Source organism: Pseudomonas sp. KBW05, assembly GCF_003852405.1.
Lineage (GTDB): Bacteria > Pseudomonadota > Gammaproteobacteria > Pseudomonadales > Pseudomonadaceae > Aquipseudomonas.
Genome location: NZ_QAJM01000020.1, coordinates 94,997 through 112,344 on the forward strand (window position 1 = coordinate 94,997; position 17,348 = coordinate 112,344).

The window sequence follows — 17,348 nt, forward strand, 5'->3', positions numbered from 1 at the left end:
ACCACAGGCTCCGCTGTGGTGATTGCGCGGCACTCCAACCCTGGATTGCCCGCAAGGCGTCCTCAGCATAGTCAAGGACTGGTCGCTTTTACATCTTGTAATGTCGTTTTTTTCACGGGGCGTGCATCAGAGTCTTCAAGTAATCGCCAAAGCCGCCCTCGGCGCGGCAATCGAGGCGGGCGCTGGTGATCACCTGCGGGGTGTGGCTCCAGGCAATGGAGGCCCCGCAGCGCTCCAGATTGCGCACCAACTGCACATCTTCATGGCACGCCAAAGGCTCGAACCCGCCGGCCCGCACATAAGCACCTGCACTCATGCCCAGGTTGGCGCCGTGCACGTGCCGGTGCCCGTCGCGAGCTTGATAGGCCTGGTGATAGCGGATCTGCGCAGCCGGATCGAAGCCTTCACTCCAGGCGTCTACGGTGACCGTCCCACACACGGCCTCGACCCCTAGCGCCAATTGCGCCACCAACCAGTCGGGGGCCACGCGGCTGTCGGCATCCGTGCAGGCAATCCACCGCGCGCCCTGGTTCAACAAGTGGCGGGCGCCGATACCGCGAACCCGCCCCACGTTGCGTGCCTGCACGGCCAGGCTGTGCACCGGGTACGCCTGGGCGATCTGCGCACTGCTATCACTGCAACTGTCGAGCAGCACCAGCACCTCGACCCGTTCGCCCAGCAGACCGGGGTGGTTGGCGGCGATCACTGCGGCCTTCAAGCATTCCGCCAGCAACGCTTCCTCGTTATGGACGGGAATCAGCACGCCAATCATTGCAGCCCCTCAAGTGTCGCCACCGATCGGCCGTCGCGGCTCCAGAGATCGAGCAGGAAATCGGCTTCGTGATGGCTCGCCACGGGCGCCATTCCCAAGCGTTGCGCCAGCACGGCATGCACCTGATCCGCCGTTTGCGGGCAACCTTCGATGGGCGGACGCCAGTGGCAGGCGAGCAGTTGCCCGTCGTCGCTCAGCGAGCCGAGGGCGTGCTCGATTAACCGGTGCAGGTCAGCCGCGTCGAGGTAGTAACACCACTCGCTCAACACGATCAGGTCGAACCTCTCGCGTGGCCATTGCTCGGGCAAGCGTGCCTGCTCCACCCGGGTATGGGCGAACCCAAGCAGGCGGGTGCGCGCCAGTGCGACGGCGGCGCTTGCAGTGTCGCAGCACAGTAGGCGATCACAGCGTGGCGCCAGTTCGGCGCTCAGCTCACCGTTGGCGCAGCCGGGTTCGAACACCGCGGCATACCGTGGGCGCGTGAGCACTGCCAGGGTCAGTGCGCGTTTGCGGCGCTCGTACCAGCGTTGGCGAAAGGCCCAAGGGTCATCGTTGCCGGCAAACAACTGGTCAAAATACGGCGTGGCCACGCTCATACAAACACCACCTCGAACGGTTGCAGCAAACGTTCCACCACATACGGCGGCAAGACCGCAGGCAAGCCGATCTGCGGGTCACCCTCCAATTGGCTGGCAAACGCGTGGATCGCATGACGCTTGCGTGCCAGGGCTGCGCTGCTCAGCGGGATTTTACGTGCGCGATGCCACGGCAACTGGCTGCCTTCGGGTGACGCCCAATGCCAGGCCCACACCGGCAGTTCATAGAAACGCGCGCCAACGGCCTGCGCCGCCACGGCACTGGCGCGGCCCACGGCTTCATGGTCGCAATGACCGTCTTCACGCCAGGTGGCGAACACCACGTCCGTGGGCTTGAGATGGCGCCTGATAAACGCCGCGAGTTCATCCTCGCGGGCTGCCACCTGGCTGTCGGCAAACCCGGCGCGCAACCATTGCAGACCGTGCGGCGGCAGGCCGAGGCGATGCAAGGCCTCGGCCGACTCTTGCGGGCGCTCCACATTCAGCCGCGCCACCGGCCAACGGCGCGAGCCTGGGTGGCTGGCGCTACCGTCGGTGACGGAGATCAACTGCACGGGCCGCCCCAGCGTCGCCAACCCTTGCAACAGCCCGCCACAACCGAGGACTTCATCATCCGGGTGCGGCGCGATAATCACCGCCCGACAACCCTCTGGCACCAATTGCGCGACGCTGACGTGGGCCAGTTGCGCCAATTGCGTCGAAGTCTGCCAACGGTGCAACGGCGTGCCCTGGCCGACGATTGGGTTGGGTTTCATAACTGCCACCTCCCTGTGGGTGCACCGACGACGCTTTCACCCAGCGCAGCCAGGTCGCGTTCGGCATGACTCTGGCGCACATACACCGGCAGGTCCGCCATCAACTGTGCAAAGTGCGCATCCTTGCAGTACGGGCCCGCCCCGACGGCGCGACCGACGTGGCGGATCACTTGCTCCACGCTGTCCTCGACACACGCACGGGCCAGTTGCGCCCATGGTTGGGCATTGGCCAACGGTTGCTGATCCACCTGCTTGGCCGATGCGCGCAACACGCAGGCCGCGCTGTTCAGGGCACTGTCCACCGCGCCCAGGTGGGCGAGGGCATGGGGCTCCGGGCGTTGGGTGCAGTGCGCACGCAGCGTTTCAGCCAGGCGCTGCGCGGCGCCGTACCAGCAGGCGGCGATGCCGATCCCTCCCTGCCAGAAACCGGGTCGCGCGAGGTAATCCCCCGGCCCGCCGACTGCCAAGCCTGTGGCGCCACTGAACACGATGTCGACACTGCCCGAGGCCGCCATGCCCACGGCGTGCCAGCCCGCGTCCGTCACTGTGACCCCTGGTTGATCCATGGGTACGGCGACCAACTGTTGTTCATCTGCCTCATTCCAGGCGGTCAACAACCCATGGCTGACCACCGCCGCGCCGGAGCACCAGGCCTTGCGCCCGTCGAGGACCCAGTGCTGGCCGTCCCGGCGTACGCGGACCTTGGCCGTCGGCGGCTCGGCGGCCCACATGCCCCAGGTGCTGCCCGACGGCGCCAGCGGGCCATGCAGTTCGGCGATGATCGCCAAGGCGTCGGTGTGCCCCTCAAACAACTTGCACAGGCCCAGGTCATGGCCTGCGACCTGGGCCAAACGGCTGAAGCGCTCCAGGGTTTCGCCGCTGCCCGGCAGCGGCAGGCAGTCCAGCTCTGCACGTTGCAGAGCCTTCAGTGCCTCGCCGAGGGCCAGGGTGTTCCCATAGCGCCCGCTGCCCTGGAGGAATCCGTGGAGCGTCATGTCACACCTCTTCCGAGTGTTGCAGTTCGAACAGCAGCAGTGAGCGGCCAGTCACGGCGTATTCGTGATCGAACTCGAAGCGTTCCTGGCCACGTACCGAGGGTTGATTGGTATCGACCATGCAGGTCCAGAACTCGCCTTCCGGCACCGGCGGCAGGCGGAAATTCACCATGTCATGGTGAGCATTCACCACCAGCAACAAGGTGGCGTCGGCCCCCGGGCGACGGATACCGGTTTCCTGGGCGCGGCCATCCATCAGCATGCCCAGGCAGCGGCCATGGCTGTCATGCCATTGCTCGGTGGTCATTTCGTTGCCATCCGGGGCGAGCCAGGTGACGTCTTTGACGCCGATGTCTTCGTTGTAGTCGCCCACCAGGAAGCGCCCACGGCGCAGGATCGGGTAGGCCAGGCGCAGCTTGATCAGGCGCTTGACGAACTTGAGCAGGGCCTTGCCATCGTCGTCCAGGTCCCAGTTGACCCAGCCGATTTCGCTGTCCTGGCAATAGGCGTTGTTGTTGCCGTGCTGGGTGCGCGCGAACTCGTCACCCGCCACCAGCATTGGCGTGCCCTGGGCCAGCAACAGGGTGGCGAAGAAGTTGCGCATCTGGCGCAGGCGCAGCGCGTTGATTTCCGGGTCGTCGGTGGGGCCTTCGACGCCGTGGTTCCAGGACAGGTTGTTGTTGCTGCCGTCCTGGTTGTTCTCGTCGTTGGCCTCGTTGTGCTTGTCGTTGTACGACACCAGGTCGTGCAGGGTAAAACCGTCGTGGGCGGTGATGAAATTCACCGAGCTGTAGGGGCGGCGCCCGCGATGGTTGAACATCTCGCCGGAAGCGGTCATGCGTGCGGCAAAATCCGCCAGTTGGCCGTCATCGCCTTTCCAGAAGGCACGCACGGTGTCGCGGAAACGGTCATTCCATTCCACCCAGCCCGGTGGGAAGTTGCCCACTTGATAACCACCGGGGCCGCAGTCCCAGGGCTCGGCGATGAGTTTGAGCTGGCGCAATACCGGGTCCTGGCGGCAGGCCACGAGGAAGCTGTGGCGCTCGTCGAAGCCGTCGCGGTAACGGCCGAGGATGGTCGCCAGGTCGAAGCGGAAACCATCCACGTGCATCTCGTTGGCCCAATAGCGCAGGGAGTCGGTGACCATTTGCAGCACGCACGGGTGGCTCAGGTCCAGGGTGTTGCCGGTTCCGGAATCGTTGATGTAGAAGCGCTTGTCATCCGGCATCAAGCGGTAGTACGAGGCGTTGTCGATACCGCGCATGGACAGGGTCGGGCCGCGCTCGTTGCCTTCGGCTGTGTGGTTGTAGACCACGTCGAGGATCACTTCGAGTTTTTGCTCGTGCAGGTGCGCGACCATCTCCTTGAACTCGGCGATCTTGCCGCTGGCCAGGTAACGCGGGTCGGGGGCGAAAAACGCGATGCTGTTGTAGCCCCAGTAGTTGGTCATGCCTTTTTGCAGCAGGTGCTGGTCATTGACGAAGGCATGCACGGGGAGCAGTTCCACGGATGACACGCCGAGCTGGCGGATGTGCTTGAGCACGTCGTCTTCCATCAGTCCGGCGCAGGTGCCACGTACTGATTCACCCACCGAAGGGTGGCGCATGCTGATGCCGCGCAGGTGGGTTTCATAGATGATCGTACGGTCCCAGGGCACACGCACCGGTTGGTCGTTGCCCCAGGTGTGCGCCGGGTCGATGACCTTGCACTTGGGCACGAAAGGCGCACTGTCGCGTTCGTCGAAACTGAGGTCGTCGTCCGGGTGGCCGATGGTGTAGCCGAACAGGGCCTCGGACCATTTCAGTTCGCCCACCAACTGCTTGGCATAGGGATCAATCAGCAATTTGTGATGGTTGAAGCGATGGCCGTTGGCCGGGTCATACGCACCGTACACGCGGTAGCCGTAGATCAGCCCGGGGTGGGCGTCGGGCAGGTAGCCGTGGAAGGTTTCGTCGGTGTATTCGGGCAGTTCGATGCGTTCCAGCTCGACCTCGCCGGTGTCGTCGAACAGGCACAGTTCGACCTTGGTGGCGTTGGCCGAGAACAGTGCGAAGTTGACGCCCAGGCCATCCCAGGTCGCGCCGAGGGGGAAGGGCAAACCTTCACGAATCCGCGACGGCTCGTTTGGGGGCGTCGGTGGGGTTTTGTCGGGTTTGCTCATTGAGGTGCTCCTGCAAAAGGGTTTTCTCGAGGCGAACGCGGCCTAGGTGACAGTGGTCAGGTCAACATCGGATTAGATTGAAATGCGTCCCCTGTGGGAGCGGGCTTGTGTGGGAGCGGGCTTGCTCGCGAAGACGGTGTGTCAATCACCTCATGCATTGGCTGACACAACGCATTCGCGAGCAAGCCCGCTCCCACACAAGCCCCTCCCTCAGGGGAATGCGGTCAACCGGCGGGCTTGCGCGGTGCCTTGGGTTTTTTCTCGGCGGGCGGCTTTGGTTTGGGTGGCGCTTTCGGCTTGGCCGCCGCCTTCGCCTTGGGCTTGCTCGGCGTCAAGGCTTCCGCCTCCGCCAGCTTTCTCGCCATCTCCCAATGGCGGGTGTCCTGGCCATGGGGTTTGCCTTCCGACTCCCAGATCTGATGGGCCAGTTCCCGTATGCGTTTGTCTTCAGTACTCATCGCAATGCTCCTCACAGAAAATTTTCAGCTTTCTTGATCATCAGGATTGATAAAGACATTGACCGGGAAATCCCCCAGGGCAGTGCTCAGCGCCAGCTCCTTGTTTGGTGTGACTGCGCCTGTGTGGAAAAGTCCCTTCCATTTTTGTGCCGTGGCGGCGAACGGTAGTGCGACCCGTGTATCGCCCCAAACCTGCGCATCGATCCGGGGCTGCACACCGTTTTCAAGCAAGTGATGGGGCCAGCGTGGCACCACCACCACGAGGTGTTTGCCCTGATATTCGCGGGCGAACGCGACAACCTGTGCGGCGTGTTTGCCCAGCACTTCCAGCGGCAGGTAGCCGCCGCTGCGAAACAGCCCGGGATGGGCCTTGCGCAAGGCCAATGCCTGGGCGATTACGGACTGTTTGATACGCCCGTCGCGCCAGTGCAACAACAGTTCGCCGATGTCCGGTGGGGTTTGCAGTGCCTGTTGCCGTGCATTGAAATCCACCGGGCGACGGTTGTCCGGGTCCACCAGGCTGAAGTCCCAGAACTCGGCGCCCTGGTACAGGTCCGGCACACCCGGCACGGTGATGCGAAGCAAGGATTGCGCCAGCCCGTTGATCGCGCCGGCGCGAGCGATGACCTCGGCGGCGTCGCCAATGGCCGTGCGCAGCGCGTGGCCCGCATCGCTTTGCAGCACGCCCGTGAGGAAGGCTTCGACGCCTTGCTCATAGGCCTCGTTGGGTGCGCTCCAGCTGCTGTGCAACTTGGCTTCGCGCAGGGCTTTTTGTTGCCATTGCCAGAGACGCGATTGATAGTCGGCGAAGTCTGCGTCCAGCGGCCAGCTACCCAGCAGCACTTGATAGAGGATCAACTCATCGCCCGCCGAAGGGCTGCTGGCGTCACGGCGCAACGGTGCGGCCAGGCTGCGCCAATGCTCCACCTGTTGCACAAACCACGGCGCGCATTCGCTGAGTACCGCCAGCCGCGCACGGCTGTCTTCGCCGCGTTTGTGGTCATGGGTGGCGGTGGCCAGCAGGTTGTCGGGAAAGCTGTGCAGGCGCTGGCGGTTGGCCGCGTGGAAGTCGGCCAGCGGCGCGCTGAACTGCTCGGTACTGAAACCCACATCGTTGCGCGACAGCAGCACTGCCGAGCGATAGAACGCGGTGTCTTCCACAGCCTTGGCGGCGGCGGGCGAGGTCAGTTGCTGGAAGCGCACGCAGGCATGCTTGAGGATCTTGCGCTCACGGCCCACCGGGCGATCGCGCCACGGTTGGCCGCCGAGCCAGTTGGCCAGGTGATCGAGCACCGGCCAGTCGCCTTCGCCCAAGGTAGTGCGGGCACCGTCCATGGCCTGCTGGAACAGTTTGTCATCGGCGGCGCTGCGGCCACGGGCGCTGATATAGGTGCGGTACACCGGAAAGTGCACGATCAATTCCTGCAAGGCGCGACGGATCGCGCCGAGGGTCAGGTCGCGGGTCATCACATCGTCGCGGGCCACTTGCAACAGAGCCTGGGCCACACTTTCAAAGTCGCCGCCGAGGGAGCCATTGAGGATTTGCTGGCGGGCCAGCCGCGCTTCTTCGATAAACGCCGCGGGGCGCTCGCTGTGCCGACTCCACAGTTCGGCCAGCGGGGCGAAGCCGTCGGGGTGATGTTGCAGCAACGACAGCTGGTTCATGAATTCGTAGCCGGTGGTACCGTCCACTTGCCAGTCTTCGCGCAGGGTTTCTCCTTCGCCAAGGATCTTCTCGACAAAGATCGGCAAGTGCCGCCCTGGCGCCAATGCGTCGACGCGCCTGCGCAGCTTGCGGCAATAGCCCCGTGGGTCGGCGAGCCCGTCGATATGGTCGATGCGCAGGCCATCCACCAAACCTTCGCTGATCAGCTCGAAGATCTTGCCGTGGGTGGCTTCGAACACGGCGCTGCGTTCGACTCGCAGGCCGCCCAGCTCGTTGACATCGAAGAAGCGCCGCCAGTTGATATCGTCCGCCGCCGTGCGCCAACTGGCCAGGCGATAGGCTTGTTGTTCCAGCAGATGGTGCAGGCGCTCGAAGTCGAATGTAGCGAGTTGCTGCTCAATGGCGTGCAGCACCGGCGCGTCAGTGGCGCGCTCGGCCAACGCCTGCTTGAGCCACTGCGCCTCGTGGTAGGCATCGTCCTGGTCGGCCAGTGCGCTGAAGCGTTCGGCCATGGGCTTGAGCAAGACCCCGGTGCCGAGGATCTCCGCGTAATCTTGTGGGCAGATCGGAAAGCGGTGCTCGTAATGCGCGACATAAAACTCGCCGTGGGCTGCATCAAACTGCAGGGTCACGCTGCCGCTCTGCAAGGCTTCGCCATAATCGCTGCCGAGAAAAGGCATGAGCAATTGGCCCTTGAGCAGGGGATCCGGCGAGTGCCATTGGATATCGAAGAATTCGCTGTAGGGGCTCAGGCGCCCCCATTCCAGCAGGTCCAGCCACCAAGGGTTATCCGCGCCGCCGACGGCCATATGGTTGGACACGATATCGAGGATCAGCCCCATGTCGTGCGCGCGCAGCGCCGCCACCAGCCGGTGCAACGCCGCTTCACCGCCCAGCTCAGGATTGACCTGGGTCGGGTCGACCACGTCGTAGCCATGCATGGACCCGGCGCGCGCACTCAGCAGCGGCGAGGCATACAGGTGGCTGATGCCCAGCGCGGCGAAGTACGGCACCAGCGGCACCGCGTCATCCAGGGTAAACCCGGCGTGGAATTGCAGGCGCTGGGTGGCCCGTAGCGGCAGGTATTTCATCGGTCACGCTCGTGGGCCTGGTTGCGCGCCACGGCCAACAGTTCCAGGCGGCGGGCGGCGCCGGCATTGTCCAGCAGGCTGGACGCTTCGCCCGCCAGGCGCCGACGCCAATTCGGGTGGGTGTCGAGCGTGCCCGGCAGGTTGGCTTGTTCCTCCACGCCCAGCGCGTCCTCCAGCGGCAGCAACACCAGCGGCGCCCGGGTATGGCCGAGGTAGCGCACACTGGCGTCGATCATGTGGTCGGTGTCATTGCGGATTTCATCGACGAAGTTCTGCGGGTCCTGGCTCAAGGCCTGGCGCAGCGCCTGGCGTTCGCGCAGGCGGTGTTCGCTCCATTGTTCCACGGTGGGAGCGTCGATCAGGCCCAGCTCGATGTTCCATTCGATGTCGCGGCTGTGCCACCAGCCGTTGAGGGTCGGCAGGTCGTGGGTGCTGGTGGTAGCGAGGGCGTTGTCGGGCCAGTCGAGGATGGGCTTGAACTGGCCGTCGTGGCCTTGTTCGAACAGCAGCACGCGCATGCCGAGAATCGAGCGGCCGCTGAGTTTTTCGCGCAGGCCGTCGGGCACGGTGCCGAGGTCTTCACCGAGGACGATGGCCTGGTGGCGGTGGGACTCCAGGGCCAGCAGGCGCAACAAATCGTCCACCGGGTAATACAAGTACGCGCCTTCACGCGGCGACGCACCGATGGGGATCACCCACAGGCGTTGCAGGCCCATCACATGGTCGATGCGCAAGCCACCGGCGTGGGCGAAGTTGGCCCGCAGCATCTCGATAAAGGCGCGGAAACCGTTGCGCTTGAGGCCTTCCGGGGAGAAGGCGGAAATGCCCCAACCCTGGCCGGCGCGGTTGAGGATGTCCGGTGGCGCGCCCACGGTGAGGTCGGCGAGCAGTTCATCCTGGCGGCTCCAGGCCTGGCTGCCGCCGCCGTCAGCGCCCACGGCGAGGTCGGCGATCAAACCGACGCCCATACCGCTGCCGCGGGCGGCCTGTTGTGCGCGTTCCAGGCTGCGTGCGATCAGCCATTGGCTGAAGGCGAAGTAGCCGATGTCCTCCGCGTGTTCTTCGGCGAACAGTGCGAGTGCCGGGCTTTGCGGGGTGCGCCACGCTTCAGGCCAGTGGCGCCAGTCGAGGTCTTCACCGGCAGCCGCGCGCAGAGTTTGCACGGCTTCGAAGCGGCAGTGGTTTTCCAGGGCCTCGCCGCCGGCCTGGCGGAAGCTGAGGAAGTCGGCGTGTTGCGGGTGCTCGCCGTGGCGGAAGTCGGCATACAACGCGCGCAGCAGGCGGTGCTTGGCCTTGGCGGCGGCGGGCCAGTCGATCAGCTCGAGTTGTTCGAGGCGATGCAGCTCTTCGCTGAGGCCGATGGTTTCAATCGCGTTGCGCACTTCACGCTCGCCGAGAATGCACGCGGGTGATGCGTACAGGCAGTTGAGAAACAACCGGCTGGACGGCGAATAGGGGCTGTAGCGCCCGGTTTCGGCGCTGAACATCGCGTGCATCGGGCTGATCGCCAGGGCATCGGCACCGCGTTCGGCGGCTGCGCGGGCCAGGTGCTCGAGGGCCAGGGTGTCGCCGAAGCCACCATCGCCCAGGCGGCGCAGGGCATAGAGCTGGGCGCTGAGGCCCCAGGCGCGGGCGGGCTCGCTGTTGACGGCTTCGGCCACGCTATAGCAATGCGTCGGTGCGACGGCGAGGGTGAAGGTCTGCCCGGCGATATGCACCTGGTGGTAGCCGAGGGCGATGACGCCGGGCAGTACCGCGTCGCCGTCGAGGCGTAGCTCCAGGGTTTCGCCGTCTTCCAGGCTGACCCGGCACAGGGTGTCAGGCTCGAAGTAGCGCGCCAGGTCGAGGCCCGCGCCGCTGTCGATGGTCATCAGGGGCGGCAGGTGTTTGGCGTGTTGCACCTGCTCCAGTTGCAGCAGGCTGGCATCGATCTCGGCGTCGCTGTCGGCCGGGTGGCCCAGGCCCTTGAGCACGGCGCGCAGGGCATCAGGTTGTACACGTTGCGGGCGGCCATTCGCGTCGATCCAATCGACGGCCAGGCCCGCTCGGCTGGCGAGGATTTCCAGGTTCGCTTCGCTCAAGGGTGCTCTCCAACAGGGGATAGGGTGACGCGTGCGCTGTAGGGCGGCAGTTGCGCGCCTTGGTGCGCAGGCGTTTCGAATAGCAGGTGGGTGCTGGCGGGATGATCGAGGGCGGTGGCGCTGAGGTTGAGGTCGATCTGCAACAGGCTGCCGTTGCCCAGGCGCCAGCGTGCGCTGACAGCGCCGTCGGCCAACACCTGCGCGCCCAGCGCCACGCTGCCGGGTAGGTGCGGCACCAGGTGCTGATGGCGCAGGCTAAGCAGATGGCGGTAGAGATCGGCGTGTTCGCTGGCGGCAAACGTGGGGGTCGATTGGGCAAAGGTCGCCGGGGCGTTCGGATCGGGAATGCGTTCGCGCAGCGCCGGGTCGTGGAACGCGGCGAAGTCGGCGAACTCGTTGCGCCGGCCTTCGCGCACGGCGTCGGCCAGTTCGCCGTGGTGGTCGGTGAAAAACAGGAACGGCTCGCTGGCGTTGACTTCATCGCCCATGAACAGCAGCGGAATCATTGGTGACAGCAGCAATAAGGCGGTCGCGGCGCGCAGTGCCTGGGGCGAGCACAGTTGGTGCAGGCGCTCGCCGAGGGCACGGTTGCCGATCTGGTCGTGGTTCTGCAAGAACAACACAAAGGCGCTCGGCGGCAGGTGGGCGCTGGGTTCGCCGCGTGTATGGCCGTGCCGGGTGATCTCGCCTTGGTAGATAAAGCCTTCGCCCAGGCAACGCGCCAGTTTGGCTGTGGTGTCGCTGGCGAAGTCGCTGTAGTAGGCGTCGGTTTCGCCGGTGAGTAACACGTGCAGGGCGTTGTGGCCGTCGTCGTTCCATTGCGCGTCGAAATCATGTTCCAGCAGGCTGGCCTGGTTGAATTCGTTTTCCAGCACCAGCCAGACGTGACGGCCGATATCCACTTGCTGGCGCACGCGCTGGGCGAGGGTTTGCAGGAAACCGGGGTTGTCGATGGCGTGCACTGCGTCCAGGCGCAGGCCGTCGAAGCGGTATTCCAGCAGCCACATCAACGCGTTGTCGAGGAAGAAGTCGCGCACTTCGCGGCGTTCAAAATCGATGCCGGCACCCCAGGGCGTGTGCACGTCTTCACGAAAGAAGCCCTCGGCATATTGGCCGAGGTAGTTGCCGTCGGGGCCGAAGTGGTTGTAGACCACGTCGAGGATCACCGCCAGGCCGTGTTCGTGGGCGCTGTCGATCAGGTGCTTGAGCTGCTCGGGTGTGCCGTAGGCTGCGTGGGGCGCGTAGGGTAAGACGCCGTCGTAGCCCCAGTTGCGCTCGCCGGGGCATTGCGCGAGCGGCATCAACTCAATGGCCGTTACGCCCAGTTCGGCCAGGCGCGGCAGGTGTTGCTCCACGCCGGCGTAGCCGCCCAGAGCGCCGACATGCAGCTCGTAGATCACCGCTTCATGCCACGGCCGGCCTTGCCACTGGCTGTGGCGCCAGGGGTAGGCGAGCGGGTCCACCACCAGGCTCCAGCCATGTACATCCGAGGCCTGGGCGCGGGACGCGGGGTCGGGGACATCCCGTTCCCCGTCGATATTGAAGCGGTAGCGGGTGCCTGCCGGGCAGGCGATTTCGCTTTCAAACCAGCCATCTGCCTGGGGCAGCATGGCGACGGACTTGCCGTGTTCCAGTTCAACGCTGACGTAATACGCATCTGGCGCCCACAAGGCAAAACGCGTGTGTTGCGCGTCCAGCATGATTGCGCCGTGGGGCCAGGTTTCCAGAGTCCGTGACGGCATCTATAGAGACCTCCCGTATTTATTTAGCGGATTTCCCCAGGGCCTTGGCCACCAGTTGTTCGTACAGGTCGGCGTAGGGTTCCACCGCCTGGCACCAGTTGAAGGGTTGGGTCATGGCGCGGCAACGCATGGCGTTGAGCAGGCGCGGAAAGGCGAAGACCTTGAACGCGCGGCTCAGCGCTTCCTGGTAGCTGTCCACGGTGGACTCATTGAACAGGAAGCCGGTGACGCCATCCTCGATGGTGTCCGCCAGCCCGCCGGTATTGCGTGCCACCGGCAGCGAACCGAAGCGCTGGGCGTACATCTGGCTCAGGCCGCACGGCTCGTAGCGTGACGGCATCAGCAGGAAATCGCTGCCGGCAAACATGCGCCGGGCGTCGGTTTCGTTAAAGCCGATGCGCACACCGATCTGGCCGGGAAAGCGCAGGGCCAGTTCACGCATGGCTTGCTCTTCTTCAGGTTCGCCACGGCCGATAATCGCGATCTGGCCGCCCTGTTCGACGATAAAGCTGGCCACGGCTTCGGTGAGATCCAGGCCTTTCTGATAGACCAGGCGCGAGACCACGGCGAACAGCGGGCCGCTGGATTCGTCCAGGCCGAACAGGTTGCGCACATGAGCCGCGTTGATCGCCTTGCCGTCCCAGTCGCCGATATTGAAGTTGTGGGTCAGGTGGCTGTCGGTGGAGGTTTCCCAGCTTTCATCGATGCCGTTGGGGATGCCACTGAGCAGGCCTTGCTGGGTCTTGCTGGCGAGGAAGCCATCGAGGCCGCAGCCGAATTCGGGGGTGGTGATTTCCTGGGCGTAGGTCGCGCTCACCGTGGTGATATGGCTGGAATACGCCATGCCGGCCTTGAGGAACGACATCTTGCCGTAGAACTCCATGCCTTCCTGTTGCAAGGCGTGGGGCGGAATGCCCAGCTCCGGCGTCGAAGCGAGGCTGACCACGCCTTGATAGGCCAGGTTATGAATGGTGAACAGGGTCGGGGTGCGTGACCCACGCCAGTGCATATATGCCGGGGCCAGGCCTGCGGGCCAGTCGTGAGCGTGCACCAGGTCCGGGCACCAGTGGATCTGCGCGAGGTTGGCGGCCATGTCGGCGGCGGCCAGACCGAGGCGGGCGAAGCGGATATGGTTGTCCGGCCAGTCGCGGCCATTGTTGGCGCCGTAAGGCGTGCCTTCGCGCTCGTACAGCTCGGGGCAGATCAGCACATAGATGACCAGGCCATCCTTGAGGTCCATGCGCCCGATCTTGCACGGCGGCAGCGCAGCGTGGCCGCCCAGTTCGCCGATGATATGGATCGGGTTGTCGCTTTCCATCACCTGCGGGTAACCGGGGATCAACACGCGTACATCATGCAGATGGGCCATGGCGCGGGGCAGGGCGGCGGAGACGTCGCCCAGGCCACCGGTTTTCACCAGGTCGGCGAATTCGGAGGTGACGAACAGGACTTTCTTGCGATTGGGGTTCTGACTCACGACCGGCCGCGAAGTGGCTGGCAGATCGATCAATGAAGATCCCTCTACCGGCTGACTGACTCGCTCTCCCTGAACATCTACAGCGGCACTGATCATAGTTCTCTCCCACATGTTGGTTGGCTAACGGCCCGCTGCCATCAGCTCCGATGACCGCTTCCTGCGGTCAGGCGCACAAGCACTGTACAAACTGGCAAGGCGTATGCCAGTTGCACGGATTGCGAAAAAAGAGTGGATGGACGGCACTGGTCATGAAGCCCACGTGCTCGCCTTACCTTAAAACTGGACCTACGGCAGAGTTGTAAAGTTTCGATTTTTTGCGGGGTTTTTGTTTTCGAACGGACCCATCGGTCATCAGTCTAGGACAGATCCTAGAGCCCGTAGGGTTTGTGAGAGAATTTTGTAGGACAAAAATCTTGTAACCATATGCTGCTTTGAAAAAGCCGTTTTTTGTGGCGAGGGAGCTTGTCGAATCGTCGCACCGTCCCGCTGGAGTGCGTAGCGCTCCCAAGATTTTTGGGGCCGCTTCGCGCCCCAGCGGGAGCAAGCTCCCTCGCCACATAGGTGCATATGCCTCAAAGTGGTGCGTCAGCCAAGCACGCGAATGGGCGCGCCGCTGGCCCAGGCCTGGATGTCTCCGATCATCTGCCCATAGAACTGCTGGTAATTCTGTTCGCTTACATACCCCACATGGGGCGTAGCCAGCACGTTGGGCAAGCGGCGGAACGGGTGATCCAGCGGCAGCGGTTCGTCGGCAAACACATCCAGTGCGGCGCCGGCCAGCCGGCCACTTTCCAGGGCCTGGATCAGCGCCTGTTCATCCACGATCGGCCCGCGCGCGGTGTTCACCAGGCGCGCGCCCGGTTTCATCCAGCCCAGCGCCTCGGCGTCCACCAGGCCACGGCTGCGGTCGCTGAGGACCAGGTGCACCGTGAGAATGTCCGCCTGTTCGAACAGCTGTTGTTTGCTGACCCAGGTAACACCGGCTTGCGCAGCGCGCTCGGGGGTGAGGTTTTCGCTCCAGGCAATCACGCGCATGCCGAACACCTGGGCAAATTGCGCGACTTTCTGGCCGATGCTGCCCAACCCGAGGATGCCCAGGGTCTTGCCATGCAGGTCGCCGCCCAGGCCGACTTGCCAGCCGCCTGCACGCAGCGAGTTGGCTTCGGCCAGCAGGTTGCGGGTGCTGCCCATGATCAACGCCCAGGTCAATTCCGGCGCCGCATGTTTATAGCTGTCGGTGCCGCACACCTGGATGCCCAGTGCCTTGGCGGCGGGAATGTCGATGGCGGCGTTGCGCATGCCGCCGGTTACCAGCAGCTTGAGCCGGGGCAAGCCTTGCAACAGGGCCTGGTCAAAGGTGGAGCGTTCGCGCATCACGCAGATCACGTCGAACTCGCGCAAACGCTCGATCATCGTCGCGGTATCTGCCGGGTAATTGTGCAGGAAGTGCAACTGCCCAACAGCCTCCAGGGCTGACCAGTCCACCACGCCTCGCGCCACACGCTGCCAATCATCGATGACTGCAATCTGTACCGACATTCACGCGAACCTCAAAAAGGGTTGGATTAAAGGGCGTTCAGGCCCTGCAACAGCGCCTGGTGGAACTTGGCCGGTTCTTCCATCTGCGGCGCATGCCCCAGCCCCGGGAATTCCACCAGGGTGGCGTGGGGAATCAGCTTGGCCACTTGCTTGCCCAGCACCTGGTAATCGCCCAGCTTTGCCTTCACGGCGGGTGTCGCGAGGTCCTTGCCGATGGCGGTGTTATCGGACGTGCCAATCAACAGCAGCGTCGGCATTGGCAGGTGCTTGAACTCGTAATACACCGGCTGGGTGAAGATCATGTCGTAAATCAACGCCGAGTTCCAGGCGACCAACTTATGGCCCGGGCCGTTGCTGAGGCCCGCGTACATGTCCACCCAGCGCTCGTACTCTGGCTTCCAACGCCCGACGTAGTAGGTATTGAGCTGGTATTTGCGAATCCCGTCGGCATTGACCTTCAGTTCACGCGCATACCATTGGTCGACGGTGAGGGAGGGCACGCCCAACGCTTTCCAGTCTTCCAGGCCGATGGGGTTGACCAGCGCGAGTTGTTCGGTTTGTGCCGGGTACATCAGGGCGTAACGGGTGGCGAGCATGCCGCCGGTGGAGTGGCCAAGGAGCGTGGCCTTCCGGACGCCGAGTTTTTCCAGCAGCTGGTGGGTGTTGGTTGCCAGCTGCTGGAAGCTGTACTGGTAATGCTCAGGCTTGCTGGAGCTGCAGAAGCCGATCTGGTCTGGGACAATCACGCGGTAACCGGCCTCGCTGAGGGCTTTGATCGAGCCTTCCCAGGTGGCGCCGCAGAAGTTCTTGCCATGCATCAGCACCACGCTGCGACCATTCGCGCGGCCCTTTGCGGGCACGTCCATGTAGCCCATTTGCAGGTGCTTGCCTTGGGACTGGAAGGCGAAATGCTCCACCGGGTAAGGGTATTGAAAACCTTGCAGCTCGGGGCCGTAGGTCGCGGCGAACACCGGGGCGGTGCCCGCCGTCAGCAAGGTGGCGATGCAAAAAACGCGTAGAGAAGGCATTGGCAAGGCTCCGGAAAGGATGCCCGGATGCTCTTTGGAGGCGATTAAGTGGGGATTAACACCCACTGCAAGGTCACGGCGGCGAGCACCGCATAACGCAGGCTTTTGGCCACGGTCACCAGCAACAAAAAGCGCCACAACGGCTCACGCATCACCCCGGCCACCAGCGTCAGTGGATCACCAATGATCGGCACCCAACTGAGCAGCAACGTCCAATGCCCCCAACGCTGGTAATGCCGGCGCGCCTTGTCCAATTGCTGGTCGTTGACCGGAAACCAGCGCCGTCCCTTGAAATGCTCGACCCAGCGCCCCAGCCACCAGTTGACCAGCGAACCGAGGACATTGCCCAGGGTTGCGAGGCCCAGCAGCAGCCACAGGCTGTAATGCCCGCTGAGCAGCAGGCCCACCAGCACGGCTTCCGATTGCAACGGCAACAAGGTGGCGGCGCCAAACGCCGCGAGGAACAGCCCGAGGTAGCCCGCGATCATTGCGCCGGGTAGTCAGCCACCACCACATCTTTACCTTCGCGGGTCAGGCCGATGACTTGATAGGCCTCGCTGCGGCCGTCCACTTCCATGCCCGGCGAACCCATCGGCATGCCCGGCGCGGCCATGCCCAGCAGGTCGCTGCGCTTGCGCAAGGCCAGCACCTGCTCGGCGGGCACGTGGCCTTCGACAAACTTGCCGTCGATCACCGCGGTATGGCACGAACCCAGCCGCGGGGCGACGCCGAGGCGTTGCTTGACGGCGCTCATGTCGGCTTCGACATGGTCATTGACCTTGAAACCGTTGCTTTCCAAGTGGCTGATCCACTTTTTGCAGCAACCGCAATTGGCGTCGCGGTGCACGTCGATGGGGATCAGGTCGGCCGCCTGGGCCAGGGTGGTGGTGAACAGGGCGGACAGCAGGGCCAAGCGCAATGGGGTTTTCATGATGGGCTCACACGGTGATGGTCGGGGCGATCATGACGACGTCATCGCAGGCAAGC

14 protein-coding genes are annotated in these 17,348 nt (G+C 64.0%); all 14 read right to left on the reverse strand.

All coding sequences use genetic code 11. The features are described 5' to 3' along the window. Window positions 1–112 precede the first annotated feature (112 nt). Window positions 113–772, reverse strand: coding sequence for a glycosyltransferase family 2 protein (locus tag DBR46_RS20420; protein ID WP_124527629.1), 660 nt, complete (start codon window positions 770–772; stop codon window positions 113–115). Continuing rightward, window positions 769–1,368, reverse strand: coding sequence for an SAM-dependent methyltransferase (locus tag DBR46_RS20425; RefSeq protein WP_124527630.1), 600 nt, complete (start codon window positions 1,366–1,368; stop codon window positions 769–771). Before DBR46_RS20425 ends, DBR46_RS20420 begins: the two co-directional genes overlap by 4 nt. Further along, window positions 1,365–2,123 carry a PIG-L deacetylase family protein gene (locus DBR46_RS20430; protein WP_124527631.1) on the reverse strand — a complete coding sequence of 253 codons (759 nt, stop codon included), beginning with the start codon at window positions 2,121–2,123 and terminating at the stop codon, window positions 1,365–1,367. Before DBR46_RS20430 ends, DBR46_RS20425 begins: the two co-directional genes overlap by 4 nt. After that, window positions 2,120–3,118, reverse strand: a complete 999-nt coding sequence (locus DBR46_RS20435; protein ID WP_124527632.1) for an acyl-CoA dehydrogenase family protein — start codon at window positions 3,116–3,118, stop codon at window positions 2,120–2,122. The genes DBR46_RS20430 and DBR46_RS20435 overlap by 4 nt, the downstream gene beginning before the upstream one ends. 1 nt (window position 3,119) lies before the next feature. After that, window positions 3,120–5,279: a glycogen debranching protein GlgX gene (gene glgX / locus DBR46_RS20440; protein ID WP_124527633.1), complete on the reverse strand. Its 2,160-nt coding sequence runs from the start codon at window positions 5,277–5,279 to the stop codon at window positions 3,120–3,122. A 224-nt stretch (window positions 5,280–5,503) separates the two neighbouring features. Continuing rightward, window positions 5,504–5,737, reverse strand: coding sequence for a DUF2934 domain-containing protein (locus tag DBR46_RS20445; protein WP_124527634.1), 234 nt, complete (start codon window positions 5,735–5,737; stop codon window positions 5,504–5,506). 24 nt (window positions 5,738–5,761) lie between these two features. Next, window positions 5,762–8,494 (reverse strand): malto-oligosyltrehalose synthase, encoded by a 2,733-nt coding sequence (locus DBR46_RS20450; RefSeq protein WP_124527635.1) that lies wholly within the window; start codon window positions 8,492–8,494, stop codon window positions 5,762–5,764. Beyond that, entirely contained in the window at window positions 8,491–10,575 is a 2,085-nt protein-coding gene (malQ, locus tag DBR46_RS20455; RefSeq protein WP_124527636.1) for a 4-alpha-glucanotransferase, read from the reverse strand. The genes DBR46_RS20450 and malQ overlap by 4 nt, the downstream gene beginning before the upstream one ends. Next, window positions 10,572–12,317, reverse strand: coding sequence for a malto-oligosyltrehalose trehalohydrolase (gene treZ / locus DBR46_RS20460; protein ID WP_124527637.1), 1,746 nt, complete (start codon window positions 12,315–12,317; stop codon window positions 10,572–10,574). The genes malQ and treZ overlap by 4 nt, the downstream gene beginning before the upstream one ends. A 19-nt stretch (window positions 12,318–12,336) precedes the next feature. Beyond that, window positions 12,337–13,890 carry a glycogen synthase GlgA gene (glgA, locus tag DBR46_RS20465; protein WP_124527638.1) on the reverse strand — a complete coding sequence of 518 codons (1,554 nt, stop codon included), beginning with the start codon at window positions 13,888–13,890 and terminating at the stop codon, window positions 12,337–12,339. Between the two features lie 489 nt (window positions 13,891–14,379). Next, complete coding sequence (locus DBR46_RS20475; RefSeq protein ID WP_124527640.1) at window positions 14,380–15,333, reverse strand: D-2-hydroxyacid dehydrogenase family protein; 954 nt, start codon at window positions 15,331–15,333, stop codon at window positions 14,380–14,382. Between the two features lie 26 nt (window positions 15,334–15,359). Then, window positions 15,360–16,361 carry an alpha/beta fold hydrolase gene (locus DBR46_RS20480; RefSeq protein ID WP_124527641.1) on the reverse strand — a complete coding sequence of 334 codons (1,002 nt, stop codon included), beginning with the start codon at window positions 16,359–16,361 and terminating at the stop codon, window positions 15,360–15,362. Window positions 16,362–16,405: 44 nt separating this feature from the next. After that, the gene (locus tag DBR46_RS20485; RefSeq protein WP_124527642.1) at window positions 16,406–16,849 is read right to left on the reverse strand and encodes a YqaA family protein; all 444 of its coding nucleotides are present in this window, start codon (window positions 16,847–16,849) and stop codon (window positions 16,406–16,408) included. Further along, window positions 16,846–17,292 carry a DUF411 domain-containing protein gene (locus tag DBR46_RS20490; RefSeq protein ID WP_124527643.1) on the reverse strand — a complete coding sequence of 149 codons (447 nt, stop codon included), beginning with the start codon at window positions 17,290–17,292 and terminating at the stop codon, window positions 16,846–16,848. Before DBR46_RS20490 ends, DBR46_RS20485 begins: the two co-directional genes overlap by 4 nt. Between the last annotated feature and the right edge of the window lie 56 nt (window positions 17,293–17,348).